15 protein-coding genes are annotated in these 15,011 nt (G+C 70.1%); 8 read left to right on the plus strand and 7 right to left on the minus strand.

Going from position 1 to position 15,011, the window contains the following annotated elements:
- Nucleotides 1-15: 15 nt before the first annotated feature.
- Both C4T78_RS18915 and mca read right to left on the minus strand, forming a co-directional pair.
- Complete coding sequence (locus C4T78_RS18915; protein ID WP_093350105.1) at nt 16-336, minus strand: hypothetical protein; 321 nt, start codon at nt 334-336, stop codon at nt 16-18.
- Nucleotides 333-1,214: a mycothiol conjugate amidase Mca gene (mca, locus tag C4T78_RS18920; RefSeq protein ID WP_093349449.1), complete on the minus strand. Its 882-nt coding sequence runs from the start codon at nt 1,212-1,214 to the stop codon at nt 333-335. The genes C4T78_RS18915 and mca overlap by 4 nt, the downstream gene beginning before the upstream one ends.
- Before the next feature lie 186 nt (nt 1,215-1,400).
- Here mca and C4T78_RS18925 point away from each other — a divergent pair, with 186 nt between their 5' ends.
- Both C4T78_RS18925 and greA read left to right on the plus strand, forming a co-directional pair.
- The gene (locus tag C4T78_RS18925; RefSeq protein WP_235863304.1) at nt 1,401-1,841 is read left to right on the plus strand and encodes a DUF4307 domain-containing protein; all 441 of its coding nucleotides are present in this window, start codon (nt 1,401-1,403) and stop codon (nt 1,839-1,841) included.
- 193 nt (nt 1,842-2,034) lie between these two features.
- Nucleotides 2,035-2,523 carry a transcription elongation factor GreA gene (gene greA / locus C4T78_RS18930; protein WP_177247492.1) on the plus strand — a complete coding sequence of 163 codons (489 nt, stop codon included), beginning with the start codon at nt 2,035-2,037 and terminating at the stop codon, nt 2,521-2,523.
- A 165-nt stretch (nt 2,524-2,688) separates the two neighbouring features.
- Here greA and C4T78_RS18935 read toward each other — a convergent pair whose 3' ends face one another.
- Nucleotides 2,689-3,177, minus strand: coding sequence for an Lrp/AsnC family transcriptional regulator (locus C4T78_RS18935; protein ID WP_093152821.1), 489 nt, complete (start codon nt 3,175-3,177; stop codon nt 2,689-2,691).
- Nucleotides 3,178-3,384: 207 nt separating this feature from the next.
- Here C4T78_RS18935 and hppD point away from each other — a divergent pair, with 207 nt between their 5' ends.
- Nucleotides 3,385-4,530, plus strand: a complete 1,146-nt coding sequence (gene hppD, locus C4T78_RS18940; protein ID WP_093350108.1) for a 4-hydroxyphenylpyruvate dioxygenase — start codon at nt 3,385-3,387, stop codon at nt 4,528-4,530.
- Nucleotides 4,531-4,676: 146 nt separating this feature from the next.
- Nucleotides 4,677-4,919, plus strand: coding sequence for a hypothetical protein (locus tag C4T78_RS18945; RefSeq protein WP_093349460.1), 243 nt, complete (start codon nt 4,677-4,679; stop codon nt 4,917-4,919).
- Between the two features lie 155 nt (nt 4,920-5,074).
- On the opposite strand, the gene C4T78_RS18950 is transcribed toward C4T78_RS18945, so the two are convergent.
- The 3 genes from C4T78_RS18950 to C4T78_RS18960 form a co-directional block, all read right to left on the minus strand.
- Nucleotides 5,075-6,214, minus strand: a complete 1,140-nt coding sequence (locus tag C4T78_RS18950) for a cystathionine gamma-synthase (protein ID WP_093349463.1) — start codon at nt 6,212-6,214, stop codon at nt 5,075-5,077.
- A 206-nt stretch (nt 6,215-6,420) separates the two neighbouring features.
- Nucleotides 6,421-7,503, minus strand: a complete 1,083-nt coding sequence (locus tag C4T78_RS18955) for a hypothetical protein (protein WP_093349465.1) — start codon at nt 7,501-7,503, stop codon at nt 6,421-6,423.
- Between the two features lie 102 nt (nt 7,504-7,605).
- Nucleotides 7,606-8,973 carry a cystathionine beta-synthase gene (locus tag C4T78_RS18960; RefSeq protein WP_093349468.1) on the minus strand — a complete coding sequence of 456 codons (1,368 nt, stop codon included), beginning with the start codon at nt 8,971-8,973 and terminating at the stop codon, nt 7,606-7,608.
- Nucleotides 8,974-9,258: 285 nt separating this feature from the next.
- Here C4T78_RS18960 and C4T78_RS18965 point away from each other — a divergent pair, with 285 nt between their 5' ends.
- Both C4T78_RS18965 and C4T78_RS18970 read left to right on the plus strand, forming a co-directional pair.
- On the plus strand, nt 9,259-10,182 hold the full coding sequence (locus C4T78_RS18965; RefSeq protein ID WP_093349470.1) for an SGNH/GDSL hydrolase family protein: 924 nt from the start codon (nt 9,259-9,261) through the stop codon (nt 10,180-10,182).
- A gap of 121 nt (nt 10,183-10,303) precedes the next feature.
- The gene (locus C4T78_RS18970) at nt 10,304-11,524 is read left to right on the plus strand and encodes an acetyl-CoA C-acetyltransferase (RefSeq protein WP_093349473.1); all 1,221 of its coding nucleotides are present in this window, start codon (nt 10,304-10,306) and stop codon (nt 11,522-11,524) included.
- Nucleotides 11,525-11,665: 141 nt separating this feature from the next.
- Here C4T78_RS18970 and C4T78_RS18975 read toward each other — a convergent pair whose 3' ends face one another.
- Nucleotides 11,666-12,457, minus strand: a complete 792-nt coding sequence (locus tag C4T78_RS18975) for a Bax inhibitor-1/YccA family protein (RefSeq protein ID WP_093349476.1) — start codon at nt 12,455-12,457, stop codon at nt 11,666-11,668.
- A 432-nt stretch (nt 12,458-12,889) separates the two neighbouring features.
- Here C4T78_RS18975 and C4T78_RS18980 point away from each other — a divergent pair, with 432 nt between their 5' ends.
- Nucleotides 12,890-14,287, plus strand: a complete 1,398-nt coding sequence (locus tag C4T78_RS18980) for an MSCRAMM family protein (RefSeq protein WP_093350111.1) — start codon at nt 12,890-12,892, stop codon at nt 14,285-14,287.
- Nucleotides 14,284-14,922, plus strand: coding sequence for a class F sortase (locus C4T78_RS18985; protein ID WP_093349479.1), 639 nt, complete (start codon nt 14,284-14,286; stop codon nt 14,920-14,922). The genes C4T78_RS18980 and C4T78_RS18985 overlap by 4 nt, the downstream gene beginning before the upstream one ends.
- The last annotated feature ends 89 nt before the right edge of the window (nt 14,923-15,011 follow it).

A 15,011-nucleotide genomic window follows, 5' to 3' on the forward strand; every position in this document is an offset into this window, starting at 1 on the left:
CGCTTCGCTCCCCCGCTAAGGGGTTTCGTCTTTGCCGGGCTTGGTCTCGCCCTTCTCGGGTTCCGCTTCCGCGGCTTCGGCTTCGCGGGCCGCTTCGGCCCGCTTCACCTTGGCCGGTGCCGCCGCGGCGGCCTTGCCCTCGTCGAAGACCACCGGCACCTTGCGCAGGTGCTTGGTCATCGAGCGGATCAGGAAGACCACCGCCACGGCGAACAGGATCAGCAGCACCAGGCCGACCGGGGAGGACTTGCCGAAGTCCTCGCCCTGCCCGCCCGGGTCGTTCGGCGGTGCCGGGGCCTGCGCGAGCACGTAGGCCGCGGTTTCCAGGGCAGTCATGCGCACACCTTCTCCTGCACACCGGAGAACAGGTCGTCCTCCGGCAACGTGGTGTCGACCAGGGACCGGACCAGCTCGTAGTCCTCGGTCGGCCACAGCTCCTGCTGGATGTCCAGCGGCACCGCGAACCACCTGCTGTTCGGGTCGATCTGGGTCGCGTGGGCGCGCAGCGCGTCATCGCGCTGCGCGAAGTACTCGGCGCACTCGACCCGGGTGGTGACCCGCTCGTCCGGATCGGGCCGCGAGGAGTCCCACTTGGCCAGCCACTCGCCGTAGGGCGACTCGATGTCGCGGGCCAGCAGCGCCTCGTGGAAGAGCTGCATGCGCTTTCGGGAGAAGCCGTGCGAGTAGTACAGCTTCAGCGGCTGCCACGGCTCCCCGGCGTCCTGGTACAGGTCGGGGTCGCCGGCCGCGTCGAAGGCCGCCACCGAGATCTCGTGGCACCGGATGTGGTCCGGGTGCGGGTAGCCGCCGTTCTCGTCGTAGGTGATCACCACGTGCGGGCGGAACTCGCGCATCACCGCGACCAGCTCCCGGGTGGACACCTCCAGCGGCGTGGTGGCGAACACGCCCTCCGGCAGCGGCGGCAGCGGATCGCCCTCCGGCAGGCCGGAGTCGACGAAGCCCAGCCAGCGGTGCTGCACACCGAGGATCTCGGCCGCCTTCGCCATCTCCTGCCGCCGGACCTCGGTGAGGTTCTCCACGACCTCGGGCCGGTCCATGGCCGGGTTGAGGATGCTGCCCGCTTCACCTCCAGTGCAGGTGACCACCATCACCTCGTGCCCGTCGGCCACGTAGCGCGCGGTGGTCGCGGCTCCCTTGCTGGACTCGTCATCCGGGTGCGCGTGCACCGTCATCAGCCGCAGCTTGTCCGCCATCGCCGGGTAATCCCCTCCTGCTTCGCAGCATCTCTCCTGAACACGGCCCCGCTGACAGGCCGCAGGACACCCCAGGGATACTTAACGCGGATGTCGGGCCCCATTGTTCCCGGTGCGCCCGACGAACCGAGCGCCAGCCCCCGCGAGCGGGGGTCGGCAAGACCAGGCGAAAGGCTTCTCGAGCCGGTGACGCACCCGCAGATCCCGCAGGACCGGTACGGGTCGCGCGCGAAGAAGGCGCGACTGCGACCGGGCCGCCGCTGGCTGCTCTTCGCCGTCGTGCTCGCCGCCCTGGTCGGTGTGTCGGTCGTCGCCTACCAGAACTTCGGCACCGCGCCCATCGAGGGCAAGCAGGTCGCCTTCGAGATCGTCGGCGAGGACTCCGTCCGCATCGTGGTCGAGGTCCAGCGCGACGACCCGCAGCGCCCCGCCGCGTGCGTGGTGCGCTCCCGAGCCAAGTCGGGTGAGGAGATCGGCCGCAAGGAAGTCCTCATCCAACCTGCGGACGGCGTGACCAGGCAGGAAACTGTGTTGCGCACGTCTCCCGGACCGGCCACCGGGGAGGTGTACGGCTGCACTTACAACGTTCCTGAATATTTGTCCACCCACACGCGGCCAACTGGGTGAAGACAGGCGTTCCACGCCGGGCGCTGGGAAAATGCAGCCCCTCGGCGTGGCGTTTCGTGCTATCGTCGAGCACAGCACGGCCCCGCGAGGGCCGTGTTTTTCCGTTACTTGGCCATCGAGCCGGAAAACAATGCGGAAATGCAATGGTGCCCGTGATGGAGTCGCGGGACGCAGTCGACGAGGAGTGGTGACCGTGAGCGAGACCCAGGTGACCTGGCTGACCCAGGATGCTTACGACCGGCTCAAGGGTGAGCTGGACGAGCTCGTGGCCAACCGCCCGGTGATCGCCGCGAAGATCAACGAAGCCCGCGAGGAGGGCGACCTCCGGGAGAACGGCGGGTACCACGCCGCCCGCGAGGAGCAGGGCCAGATCGAGGCCCGCATCCGCCAGCTCCAGGAGCTGCTGCGCACCGCCAAGGTCGGCGACGTGCCCACCGAGTCCGGTGTGGCCCGCCCCGGGTCGGTGCTGACCGTCCGCTACGACGGCGAGGACGAGACCGAGCAGTTCCTGCTGGCCACCCGCGAGGAAGGCGCGCACGGCGACCTGGAGGTCTACTCCCCGAGCTCCCCGCTGGGGCAGGCGCTGCTGGACGCCAAGGAGGGCGAGACCCGCGAGTACGAGCTGCCCAACGGCGGCACCATGAAGGTCACCCTGGTCAAGGCGGAACCCTTCGCCGGCTGACCCCTCCGGGGCGCTGCGCACGAGCCCGCCGCGGACCGCTTCTCGATCGTCGTTAGGCATCGAAAGCACTTGTGGCGCTTAAAAAGAAAAGAAAGACGAGTTCCACCGGAACATCGTTGAATCTCGCATCGCGGGCGCCCACGCATTGGGCGCCCGCGATGTTTTTCATTCCGCTGATTTCGCGAGGCGTTCCAGGAGCGGGCGCACTCGGGGTGCCACGGGGGTCGACAGGGCTATCGACGTCGAGGTGCGGCGGACTCCGGTGACGCCGACGACTTCGTCGATCACCCGCTGCAGGTCCGCGTTCGAGCGGGCCACCATTCGGACGAACAGATCGCCCTGCCCGGTCGTCGCGTGCACCTCGCACACCTCGTCTATCGCGGCCAGCTGCTCGGCCACCAGCGCGCGGTGGCCCTGGGCGATCTCCAGCACCGCGAAGGCCGTGAGGCCGTAACCCATCGCCGCCAGGTCGAGCTCCGGCGGGAAGCCCAGCAGAATGCCGCGCTGCACCAACCGGTCCATCCGCGCCTGCACGGTGCCGCGAGCCACGCCCAGCCTGCGGGAGCACTCGAGCACGCCCAGGCGGGGCTCGTCGGACAGCAGCAGCAGGAGGCGCGCGTCCAGCGCGTCCAGGCCCTCGTCCTTGGGAGCCATGTCTCACCCTCCGCTCGTGATGAGGCGATTCATCCAGCCGATCCGATCGAATACTGATCAGATTGCCCACTGAAATCAAGTGCGGTTGCCCAGGATGACCGCCCGGCGCACCCTGAGCGCAGCACCGCTCAGGGGGAGGACATCGTGACCGGAACCGTCAACCGAGGGAACCAGCCCGAGCAGCTCGACGACGTGACCTTCGACCAGATGCGCCGCCTCGTCGGCCTCGTCGAGCACGACGACGCGAAGGACCCGTTCCCGGTCAGAGCGCTCGACGCGGTGGTGTTCGTCGTCGGCAACGCCACTCAGAGCGCGCTGTTCTACCAGGTGGCCTTCGGCATGGACCTGGTCGCCTACTCCGGTCCGGAGACCGGCAACCGCGACCACAAGGCGTTCGTGCTGGAGTCCGGCTCGGCGCGCTTCGTGCTCAAAGGCGCCGTCGACCCGGACAGCCCGCTGGCCGACCACCACCGGCGACACGGCGACGGCGTCGTCGACCTGGCTCTGGAGGTTCTCGACGTCGACAAGTGCGTCGAGCACGCGCGAGCGCAAGGCGCGACCGTGCTGGCGGAGCCGCACGACACCTCCGACGAGCACGGCACGGTCCGCAGCGCCGCGATCGCCACCTACGGCGAGACCCGGCACACGCTGCTCGACCGCAGCCGCTACACCGGCCCCTACCTGCCCGGGTACCTCGCGCAGCGGGGCAGCTACGTCAAGCCCGCGGACTCGCCGAAGCGGTTGTTCCAGGCCGTCGACCACTGCGTGGGCAACGTCGAGCTCGGCCAGATGGACCGCTGGGTCGACTTCTACAACCGGGTCATGGGCTTCGTGAACATGGCCGAGTTCGTCGGCGACGACATCGCCACCGACTACTCCGCGCTGATGAGCAAGGTGGTCGCCAACGGCAACCACCGCGTCAAGTTCCCGCTCAACGAGCCGGCCGCGGGCAAGCGCAAGTCGCAGATCGACGAGTACCTGGAGTTCTACCGGAGCCCCGGCTGCCAGCACATCGCGCTGGCCACCGGCGACATCATCAAGACGGTCACCGCGATGCGGGCCGCCGGCGTGGAGTTCCTGAAGACGCCGGACACCTACTACGACGACCCGGAGCTGCGGGCGCGCATCGGCGAGGTGCGGGTGCCGATCGAGACGTTGAAGGAGCACGGCATCCTGGTCGACCGCGACGAGGACGGCTACCTGCTGCAGATCTTCACCAAGCCGATCGGCGACCGGCCGACGGTGTTCTACGAGATGATCGAGCGACACGGCTCGCTGGGCTTCGGCAAGGGCAACTTCAAGGCCCTCTTCGAAGCGATCGAACGCGAACAGGAACGCCGCGGAAACCTCTGACCTCGGATGCCACCGCGAATCGACGGTCACTCGAGCAACACGTTGGGTACCCTCGGTGGAGCGGCCAGTCGCGGCGGGGGCGATGCGCGACCGCCGAACAGCCCAGGCAGCGGATCACCGCCCGAGATCACCGGACAGGGGGAAGCATGTCGCAGCTGACTCCGGGCAACCGCGCTCTTCCGCTGGTCACCGGCGTGCTCACCGCGGCCGCGCTGTCCGGTGCGGCGGTCTTCGCGGTGCTGCAGTCCGGGTGCGACGATCCCGGCTCCTACCAGGTGCGCGACGACGCGGTAGAGCTGATCGGCGGCTGCCTGCGGCCGGACGACCTCCCGGTCAACCCGCGTCCCCCAGCAGGCCACGACGGCAACGACCCGGCGATGGCCCGGTAACCCGCAATTTCAATTGAAATTGGACGTGCAACTTCAATGGAAGTTGCGGGTCCGTCGGCGTGTCGGGGTCCGACACGCCGACGGTGCGTCGGGATTCGTGCAATTTCAATTGAAATCAGAGGTCATATTTCAATTGAAATTGCGGCAGTGGACGGTCAGCCCAGTGCCTGGAGGATGTCCTCGACCAGGTCGTCGGCGTCCTCGATGCCCACGGAGAGGCGGACCAGCTCGGCCGGGACCTGCAGCATCGAGCCCGCGGTGCTCGCGTGCGTCATGCGGCCCGGGTGCTCGATCAGGGACTCGACCCCGCCCAGCGACTCGGCCAGCGTGAACAGCCGGGTGCGCGCGCAGACCTGCAGCGCGGCCTCCTCGCCGTCGGCGTGCAGGAACGAGATCATCCCGCCGAAGTGCCGCATCTGCTTGGCCGCGACCTCGTGGCCGGGGTGTTCCGGCAGCCCCGGGTAGAGGACCTTCGCGACCTTGGGGTGACCGGTCAGCGCGGCGACGATCCGCTCCGCGTTGGCGCTGTGCCGCTCCATGCGGATCGCCAGCGTCTTGGCACCGCGCAGCGTGAGGAACGCGTCGAACGGCCCCGGCACCGCGCCCGCGCCGTTCTGCAGGAACGCGATCTGCTCGGCCAGCTCGTCGTCGGAGGTGATCACGGCACCGCCGACCACGTCGGAGTGCCCGCCCAGGTACTTCGTCGTCGAGTGCACCACGACGTTCGCGCCGAGCTCCAGCGGCTGCTGCAGGAACGGCGAGGCGAAGGTGTTGTCCACCACCAGCTTCGTGCCCGCCTCGCGGGACACCTGCGCCAGCGCGGCGATGTCGGCGATGTTGAGCAGCGGGTTGGTGGGCGTCTCGACCCAGATCAGCTTGGTGTTCGGCTGGATCGCCGCGCGCACCGCGTCCACATCGGACACCGGAGCCGGGGTGTACTCGATGCCCCAGCCGGTCAGCACCTTGTCGATCAGCCGGAACGTGCCGCCGTAGGCGTCGTCCGGGATGACCAGGTGGTCGCCCGGCCGCAGGGTCGCCCGCAGGACCGCGTCGGTGGCGGCCATGCCGGAGGCGAACGCGCGCCCGTGGCGGCCGCCTTCCAGCTCCGCCAGGCACTGCTCCAGCGCGGTGCGGGTGGGGTTGCCGGTGCGCGAGTACTCGTAGCCCCCGCGCATCCCGCCCACCCCGTCCTGGGCGTAGGTCGAGGTGGCGTGGATCGGCACGATCACCGAGCCGGTCGTCGGGTCCGCCTCCTGCCCCGCGTGAATCGCGCGGGTAGCAAAGCCATCACTCATGTGCAGCAGCGTACGGCCCGGCGGCCGCCCCGCCGACTCGGGCCCGGCCGCGCTCCCCGCACCGCGACACGGCCCCTGCGGGCCATCCGGTGCAGGTCAGGAGCCGTGAGTGCTTCTGGGCGCGATAACCCCCGGAAACACTCACGAACAGCGAAGCGGCCCCCGACCAGTCCCGGTCGAGGGCCGCTGCGCGCGGATTCAGCAGGTCACCACTGCGGCGGCTGCGGGCCACCGGGCGGCGGCGGGTAGCCACCGGGCTGACCCGGCTGCTGTCCCGGCTGGCCGAACTGCTGCGGCTGCTGGCCGAACTGACCCGGCTGGCCGGGCTGCTGGCCGAACTGCTGCGGCTGGCCGTAACCACCGGCTGCCGGAGCCGGAGCACCGGCGCCGGCCGAGGCCAGGTACGCCTTGGTGCCCGGCAGGAACGCCAGCACACCGAGAGCGATGGCGATCAGCATGCCGACGATGGCGAGGAAGATGTTGAAACCACCCGCCGCCTGGAAGATGCCGCTGAAGAGCAGGGTCAGCTGGCCGATGACGTACAGGCCAGAAGCGGCGGCCACGAGGATCGAGCCGATGCTCTTCTTGATGATGACCATGATGCCGCCGCCCAGCAGGGTCAGGCTGGAGAGCAGCAGGATGATGTAAACCGTCAGCACCAAGCCGTACGGCGGCAGATCCGGCATCTCCGTGGGCGTGATGCCGTACTCGCTGAGGTCGCCCAGCGATTCCTGGGCCTTCTTGGCCTCCTCGTACAGGGTGTAGGTCGCACCGATACCGATCAGACCGACCAGGTTCAGGATCGAGCCGATACCACCGATGACCGTCGCGACCCAACCGACGGTCAGCGCGAGGCCCTTGCTGCCCTGGCTCTGACCGGCCGGCTGGCCGTAAGCGGCCTGCGGCGGCTGGGCGCCGAAGCCCGGCTGGGCCTGCGGGGCCGGGAAGCCGCCGCTGGGCGTGCCCGGCTGCGCCGGGAAGCCGCCCGGCTGGCTCTGGGTGCCCGGCTGCTGGTACATCGGCTGCGCGGGCTGCGCCGACGGCGGCACCATCGCAGTCGCCTCAGCACCGCCGGCCAGGCCGGGCTGCTGGTACATCGGCTGCGGGGGCTGCATCGACGGCGGCACGACCTGCGTCGAGTCGGACGGCGGCTGCTGTCCCTGCGACTGCACGGGCCGCACGACCTGAGTCGCGTCGCTGCCAGCCTGGTTGGGGTCCTGCGGGTCCATCCGGTTCGAGATGGGGTCCGAACCCTGCTGACCGCCGTCCGGCGGCTGCGGAGAGCTCATCGGGTTGTCCTACTCCCTCGGGGCGTAATGCGAAAGCCTGGGCATTCGGAAGCACACGCTATCTGATGACCGGGCAGCGTAGTGCCGTTCCGTAACAAGTCGTCATCGACCGGCGATGAATCCAAGCACATCTTGCCGGGTGACCACTCCGGCGGGCTTGCCGTCGATCAACACCATCGCCCCGTCGGCCCCGGCCAGCGCGGTCATCGCGCGGCTGACCTCCTCGCCCGCACCGATGGTCGGCAGCGGCGCGGACATGTGCGCCTCGACCCGGTCGGCCAGGTTCGCGCGGCCGGCGAACAGCGCGTCCAGCAGGTCGCGCTCGTTGACCGCGCCCGCCACCTCGGCGGCCATGATCGGCGGTTCCGCGCGCACCACCGGCATCTGCGAGACGCCGAACTCGCGCATGATCGCCACCGCCTCGGCGACGGTCTCGTTCGGGTGAACGTGCACCAGGTCCGGGATGGTGCCGTCCTTGCGGCGCAGCACGTCGCCGACCGAGCCACCGGCGTGGTCCGGCGACAGGAAGCCGTAGGAGGCCATCCACGAGTCGTTGAAGACCTTGGTCAGGTAGCCGCGGCCGCCGTCGGGCAGCAGCACCACGATCACGTCGTCCGGGTCCGCGGTCTCCGCGATCTCCAGGGCCGCCGCGACCGCCATCCCGCAGGAACCGCCGACCAGCAGCGCCTCCTCGCGGGCCAGCCGCCGGGTCATCTCGAACGAGGCCGCGTCGGAGACCGCCACGATCTGGTCGCAGATCCCGCGGTCGTAGGTGCTCGGCCAGAAGTCCTCGCCGACGCCCTCCACCAGGTAGGGCCGCCCGTTGCCGCCGGAGTAGACCGAGCCCTCCGGGTCGGCGCCGATGACCTTCACCCGCCCGTCGGAGACCTTCTTCAGGTACTCACCGGTGCCGGAGATGGTGCCGCCGGTGCCGATGCCCGCGACGAAGTGCGTCACCTTGCCCTCGGTCTGCGCCCAGATCTCCGGGCCGGTGGAGTGCACGTGGGACTCCGGGTTGGCCGGGTTGGCGTACTGGTTCGGCTTCCAGGCGCCCTCGATCTCCTGGACCAGGCGGTCGGAGACGCTGTAGTAGGAGTCCGGGTGCTCCGGCTCGACCGCGGTCGGGCACACCACGACCTCGGCGCCGTAGGCCTTGAGGACGTTGCGCTTGTCCTCGCTGACCTTGTCCGGGCAGACGAAGACGCAGCGGTAGCCCTTGCGCTGGGCGACCATGGCCAGTCCGACACCGGTGTTGCCGGAGGTCGGTTCCACGATCGTCCCGCCGGGCCGCAGCTCGCCGGACTCCTCGGCGGCCTCGATCATGCGCTGCGCGATGCGGTCCTTCACGCTGCCACCGGGGTTGAGGTATTCGACCTTGGCCAGCACCCGCGCCTTGCCGGTTGCCACCGCGTTCAACCGCACCAGGGGGGTGTTGCCCACCAGGTCGGTGACGTGCTCGACGTAGTCCACGTCCGGTCCTCGATCCTTCCCAGACTGCTGTTGTGGCAACGAGCCTAATCTGCTGGTCACCGGCCAACCCACCGAGGCTTTTCCCATTCGTTTCCCAGTCCCGTGAAACCTGCCGGGCGGCCGCGGCGACATACCGGTGGGGAGCGGATTCGCGCTCTCCGGCGTTCCAGTCATGACGGGATCTCCTCGCCGCGCGGGTCGGGAGGAGCGGGGCGAGGATGACCCATCCCGTTCGTCGCGGCCGGCCGTTGCCCGGACGGCCTGGACCGGTTCAGGGAGGGCCGCATGATCGCAGCGAAGGCACTCCGGCTCGCCTTGCTGGCGGCGGGCACCGCTGGAGGGCTCTCCGGCGCCGCGTACGGACTGCTCAACGGCCAGTCCAGGTACGCGCGGCGGGTGATCGGCCCACCGGCGAACGACCCGCTGCGCGCCGACGGCGTCCACCTGCCGAACGGCACCGGCCCGGTGCCGCGGCGGGAGCTGCCCGCCGGTGTCGAACCGCTGGAGTTCGCGGTGCTCGGCGACTCCGCCGCGGCCGGGCTGGGCGTGGACTTCCCGGCCGAGCTGCCCGGGGTGCTGATGGCGCGCGGGCTCGCCGAGGAGCTGGACCGGCCGGTCGCGCTGACCACCCGCGCCATCGTCGGCACCACCTCGCAGGAGCTGTCGGCGCAGGTGGACGCCGTGCTGGTGCGGCCACCGCGGCTGGTGCTGATCATCATCGGGGCCAACGACGTCACCTCGAAGCTGGCGGTGGCGACGTGCGCCGGGCTGCTCGGCGATGCGGTGCGGCGGCTGGTCGAGGCCGATGTGGCGGTGGTCGTCGGCACCTGCCCTGACCTGGGCGCGATCCGGCCCATCCCGCAGCCGCTGCGGTCGGTCGCGCGGCGCTGGAGCCTCGCGCTCGGCCGCGCGCAGCGGCGGGCGGTGGAGGCGGCGGGCGGGCACGCCGTTCCGCTGGCCGACCTGCTGTCGCCGGAGTTCCTCGCCAGGCCCGGCGAGTTCTTCAGCCCGGACCGGTTCCACCCGTCGGCCGCCGGGTACGAGGCCGCGGCGGCGATCCTGCTGCCCGCGATGTGCGCGGCGATCGGCGAGTGGGAGGGCGGTCCGCTGCCGACCGCGCCGACCCGGTCCGAGACGGCCGAGGCGCGGCGGCCGACCAGCCGCATCGTGGCCGGTCTCAACCGCCGCCTGCACCGCCGCGCGCCCTGACGTACCAATCGGTCGGTTGTTTCCTTGTCCGGTGACCGCGGTCACCGCCAAGATGGAGTCAGCGGATCTAAAGTGACCGACCAGTAGGTCAACGCCCGCGACTGCGAACGAAGGAGTTCCCATGCCCGAAGCAGTCATCGTCGCCACCGCCCGATCCCCCATCGGCCGCGCAGGCAAGGGATCGCTGAAGGACCTCCGCCCGGACGACCTCACCGCGCAGGTCGTCCGCGCCGCGCTGGACAAGGTGCCCGAGCTCGACCCGGCCGAGATCGACGACCTGATGCTCGGCTGCGGTCTGCCCGGCGGCGAGCAGGGCTACAACATGGCGCGCGTGGTCTCGGTGCTGCTCGGCTACGACCAGCTGCCCGGCACCACCGTCACCCGCTACTGCTCGTCGAGCCTGCAGACCAGCCGGATGGCGCTGCACGCGATCAAGGCCGGCGAGGGCGACGTGTTCATCAGCGCCGGCGTCGAGATGGTCTCCCGGTTCACCAAGGGCAACTCCGACTCGCTCGAGGACACCAAGAACCCGCTGTTCGCCGACGCCCAGGCGCGCACCCAGCAGACCGCCGAGCAGGGCGCGGACTCCTGGACCGACCCGCGCACCCTGGACCTGGTTCCGGACGTCTACATCCCGATGGGCCAGACCGCGGAGAACCTGGCGCGGGTCAAGGGCATCAGCCGCGACGAGATGGACGACTTCGGCGTCCGCTCGCAGAACCTGGCCGAGAAGGCCATCGCCAACGGCTTCTGGGCCCGCGAGATCACGCCGGTCACCACCCCGGACGGCAAGGTCGTCGACGCCGACGACGGCCCGCGCGCGGGCGTGACCAAGGAGGGCGTGTCCGGCCTCAAGCCGGTGTTCCGCCCCGACGGCCGGATCACCGCGGGCAACTGCTGCCCGCTCAACGACGGCGCCGCCGCCCTGGTGATCATGAGCGACACCAAGGCGAAGCAGCTGGGCCTGACCCCGCTGGCGCGCATCGTGTCCACCGGCGTCTCCGGCCTGTCGCCGGAGATCATGGGACTGGGCCCGGTCGAGGCGTCGAAGCAGGCGCTCAAGCGGGCCGGCCTGGGCATCGGCGACATCGACCTGGTGGAGATCAACGAGGCCTTCGCCGCCCAGGTGATCCCCTCCTACCAGGACCTGGGCATCCCGCTGGAGAAGCTGAACGTCAACGGCGGCGCGATCGCGGTGGGCCACCCGTTCGGCATGACCGGCGCCCGCATCACGACGACGCTGATCAACTCCCTGCAGTGGCACGACAAGCAGTTCGGCCTGGAGACCATGTGCGTCGGCGGCGGCCAGGGCATGGCCATGGTCCTCGAGCGCCTCAGCTGACGTTTCCGCTGTTCAGAACCCGTGAGTGCTTTGGGGCGCTATAGCACCCCAAAGCACTCACGGCTCCGTTGCCGGGACATGAGAACGGGGCCCTGCCGTCCGGATCGGATGGCAGGGCCCCGTTGTCGTTCTGCTGGGAGATCAGTCCCGCTGGAAGTAGGACAGCAGGCGCAGGATCTCCAGGTACAGCCAGACCAGCGTGGTCATCAGGCCGAAGGCGATGTACCAGGAGAACTTGGCGTCCACGCCGCTCTTGATCGCCTGGTCGGCGGCGTCGAAGTCCAGCAGGAAGCTGAACGCCGCGATGCCGATGCACAGCAGGCTGAAGCCGATGGCCAGCGCACTACCGTCGCGCAGGCCGAGGCCGCCCGAGGTGAAGAAGCCGGCGATCAGGTTCACCAGCATCAGCACCGCCGCACCGGCGGCCGCACCGATGATCCACTTGGTCAGCTTCGGCGTGACCCGGATCGCGCCGGTCTTGTAGACGACCAGCATGGCCGCGAAGACACCGATGGTGCCCGCGATCGCCTGCATGACGATGCCCGGGTTGCCGACCCACATGGCGAACACGTAGCTGATGCCGCCGAGGAACACGCCCTCGACCGCGGAGTAGGCGATGACCAGCCCGGGGCTGACCTTCTTCTTGAAGATGATCACCAGCGAGAGGACCAGCCCGATGATCGCGGCGGGCAGCGCCAGCGCGACCGCGGTCGGGCCGACCAGGTAGGTCAGCGTGCCCGTGATCACCGCCAGGCCGAGGGTGATCGCGGTCTTGGTGACCACGTCGTCGATGGTCATCGGGCGCGAGGTCTGCGGCGGCGCCGCCGGTGCCTCGCCGAAGGGCGAAGCGGGCTGCCCCTGGCCGTAGTTGAAGTTCGCGTAACCGCCGGTCGTCGGCAGGTTGCGGAACGCGGGGTTGCTCGTTGTGCGCAACTCATCCTCCTGGGCGTGCTTGCGCCGTCACTCGGAACAACGCTCGGCAGCGCTGACCGGTTCCCGGTTCGGTAAAAGCAACTTTACCCGCCGGTACGGGATGTCCCCATCTCCCCCGGAAACTACTCGGTATCGATTTCCGGCGATATCGATCACATCCGGTCGCCAACCTTTCTACGCCGGTGCACCGAGTGACGAGATACGGGTGATGGCCGCCACTTCGCTGGTCTCATCGGGTGATATCAGCGCGCCAGGCCCGCCCGATCTTCAACGCGGAGTGATCGACAACGTCAACCGGATGACCTCTTGTTGACACGCTCCGTGATCGGAAGTATCGCGTCGGGCGCCCGCGCGATTCCTGGTCGGGGTTCAAGCGGAACGAACGAGCGGCGCCGCATCACCTCCACCACCGGAACTGGAGCTCGCATGCGCATGTTCAAGAAATGGGTCACGGCGGTGCTCGGCACCGCCGTGCTCACCGGGGGAAGCCTGCTGGCGCTCCCCGGTGCCGCCGGCGCCGATCCGCAGGAAGCGGTCGGCCACGAGACCCGGCCCGGGCAGCCGTACCGGGGCAACCCGGATCCGGCCCGCGACTGGCTCGGCTCCTACCTCGTCAACGGCCAGCAGGTGTGGTGCGTGCAGTTCGCGCTGACCGCGCCGGACAGCAACGAGGAGTACCAGCCGGGCGACGAGCTCAAGACCAAGTGGGGCACCGCGATCCCCGCCGACACCGCCGCCGACATCTCCTACCTGCTGCTGCGCTACGGCAACACGCAGTCGCCCGACGAGGCCGCCGCGCTCGCGCACCTGCTGCACTCGTGGACCGCCGCGCCGCGCAGCCAGGCCGACCTCGACCCGAACAACGACTTCAAGCGGATCGGCTACGACGTCGACGGCCACTTCGCCAAGCTGCCGCAGAGCGCCAAGGCCGCGGTGGAGTCGTTCAAGGCCGAGGCCAGCGCGAACCGCGGGCCCTGGGAAGCCGCGCTGACCGCGCCGGAGGGTGAGCAGACCATCGGCCAGGCCGCGGAGTGGACCCTGACCGTGCAGGGCCCCGGCGGCAAGGGCATCGGCGGCGTGCCGGTGCAGCTGTCCACCACCGACGTCGAGATCGAGGGCGTCGAGGCCAACGGCACCGTCACCACACCGGAGGACGGCAGCCCGCTGGTGCTCAAGGTGACGCCGACCGGGCCGAACCCGAAGATCGCCGGGAAGCTGTCCGCCCCGGCCGAGCGGCCGTACGTGCGGCAGGCCGTCAACCAGCCCGACTCCACCCAGCGCGTGGTGTCCACCGGCGGTGAGCAGGAGCTCTCCGTCGAGGCCGCGACCACCGCGGTGACCGCGCCGGGCGTGGTGAAGGTCGGCAAGACCGACGCGGAGAGCCAGGCGGGCATCGCCGGCGTCTCGCTGCGCGTGACCGCCGCCGACGGCTCGCCCGCCGTGCGCCAGGACGGCACCCCGCTGGTCGGCGAGGACGGCGAGCCCGTCGTGGTCGTCACCGGCGAGGACGGCACCGTGGAGATCCCCGACCTGCGCACCCCGCAGGAGATCACCATCACCGAGGTCAAGCCCGCCCCCGGCTACGAGGAGGCCTTCGACGAGGCCAACCCGCCGTCGGTGACCGGCACCGTCGAGGCCGGTCAGACGCTGGAGCTGAGCCTGGTCAACAAGCCCAACACGCCCACCGTGCCGATCCGCATCCCGGCCGGTGACCCGACCGAGGAGGGCGTGCCCGCCGGGCTGCTCGGCCTGGCCGGGCTGACCGCCGTGACCGTGATCGGCGGGGCCGGTTTCGCGCTGCGCCGGCGGATCGGGGCGCAGAAGCAGTGACAGCTCGGCGCCGTTCCCTGTTCGTCGTGCTGGCGGTCGCGGTGATCGCCCTGGTCGCGGTGGCCGTCGTGGTCGCCGGGAACCTGTTCACCGCGCCCACCACCAGCACTGCCGCGGACCAGCCCGCGCCGCCGCCGGAAGCGGCCGCGGTTGCTCCGCAAGCGCTGCCCGCGCAGCCGGTGCACGTGCCGGCCGGGCAGCCACCGGGCACCGTCCGGCTGCCGCAGGGCGGCACGGCCGAGCTCGTGCGCAAGGAGATCGACCGGTCCGGCACGCTGCCGGTGCCCGACGGCGTCGACGAGGCGACCTGGTGGGGCGCCGGGCTCGACGCCCCGAAGGGCGCGACGGTGCTGGCCGGGCACGTCAACTGGAAGGGCGCGATCGGCCCGTTCGAGGAGCTGTGGGAGGCCCGGACCGGCCAGCCCGTGACCGTCGTCGACGACGCGGGCAAGGAGTGGCGGTACCAGGTCTCGGAGGTCGTCACCGTGCACAAGGACGACCTGCCCGCCCGCGCCCGCGACCTGTTCGGGCAGGGCGGCGAGCACCGGCTGGTGCTGGTGACCTGCGGTGGCCGCTACGTCGGCGGCGACCTCGGCTACGACGAGAACCGGATCGTCATCGCCACCCCGGCCTGACCGGGAACGACGAGAAGGGCCGGTGGATCTCTCCACCGGCCCTTCTCCACGTCTGCGCAACTTCAATGGAAATCAAGTCTTCGATTTCA

Origin of the sequence: Saccharopolyspora kobensis (assembly GCF_900108315.1) — a bacterium.
GTDB lineage: Bacteria > Actinomycetota > Actinomycetes > Mycobacteriales > Pseudonocardiaceae > Saccharopolyspora > Saccharopolyspora kobensis.

Excerpts from the sequence above, each read along its gene's own strand:
- C4T78_RS18915 (WP_093350105.1), bottom strand. The coding sequence starts at position 336 with ATGACTGCCCTGGAAACCGCGGCCTACGTGCTCGCGCAGGCCCCGGCA.
- mca (WP_093349449.1), bottom strand. The coding sequence starts at position 1,214 with ATGGCGGACAAGCTGCGGCTGATGACGGTGCACGCGCACCCGGATGAC.
- C4T78_RS18935 (WP_093152821.1), bottom strand. The coding sequence starts at position 3,177 with ATGGCTCCCAAGGACGAGGGCCTGGACGCGCTGGACGCGCGCCTCCTG.
- hppD (WP_093350108.1), top strand. The coding sequence starts at position 3,385 with ATGCGCCGCCTCGTCGGCCTCGTCGAGCACGACGACGCGAAGGACCCG.
- C4T78_RS18945 (WP_093349460.1), top strand. The coding sequence starts at position 4,677 with ATGTCGCAGCTGACTCCGGGCAACCGCGCTCTTCCGCTGGTCACCGGC.
- C4T78_RS18950 (WP_093349463.1), bottom strand. The coding sequence starts at position 6,214 with ATGAGTGATGGCTTTGCTACCCGCGCGATTCACGCGGGGCAGGAGGCG.
- C4T78_RS18955 (WP_093349465.1), bottom strand. The coding sequence starts at position 7,503 with ATGAGCTCTCCGCAGCCGCCGGACGGCGGTCAGCAGGGTTCGGACCCC.
- C4T78_RS18965 (WP_093349470.1), top strand. The coding sequence starts at position 9,259 with ATGATCGCAGCGAAGGCACTCCGGCTCGCCTTGCTGGCGGCGGGCACC.
- C4T78_RS18970 (WP_093349473.1), top strand. The coding sequence starts at position 10,304 with ATGCCCGAAGCAGTCATCGTCGCCACCGCCCGATCCCCCATCGGCCGC.
- C4T78_RS18980 (WP_093350111.1), top strand. The coding sequence starts at position 12,890 with ATGTTCAAGAAATGGGTCACGGCGGTGCTCGGCACCGCCGTGCTCACC.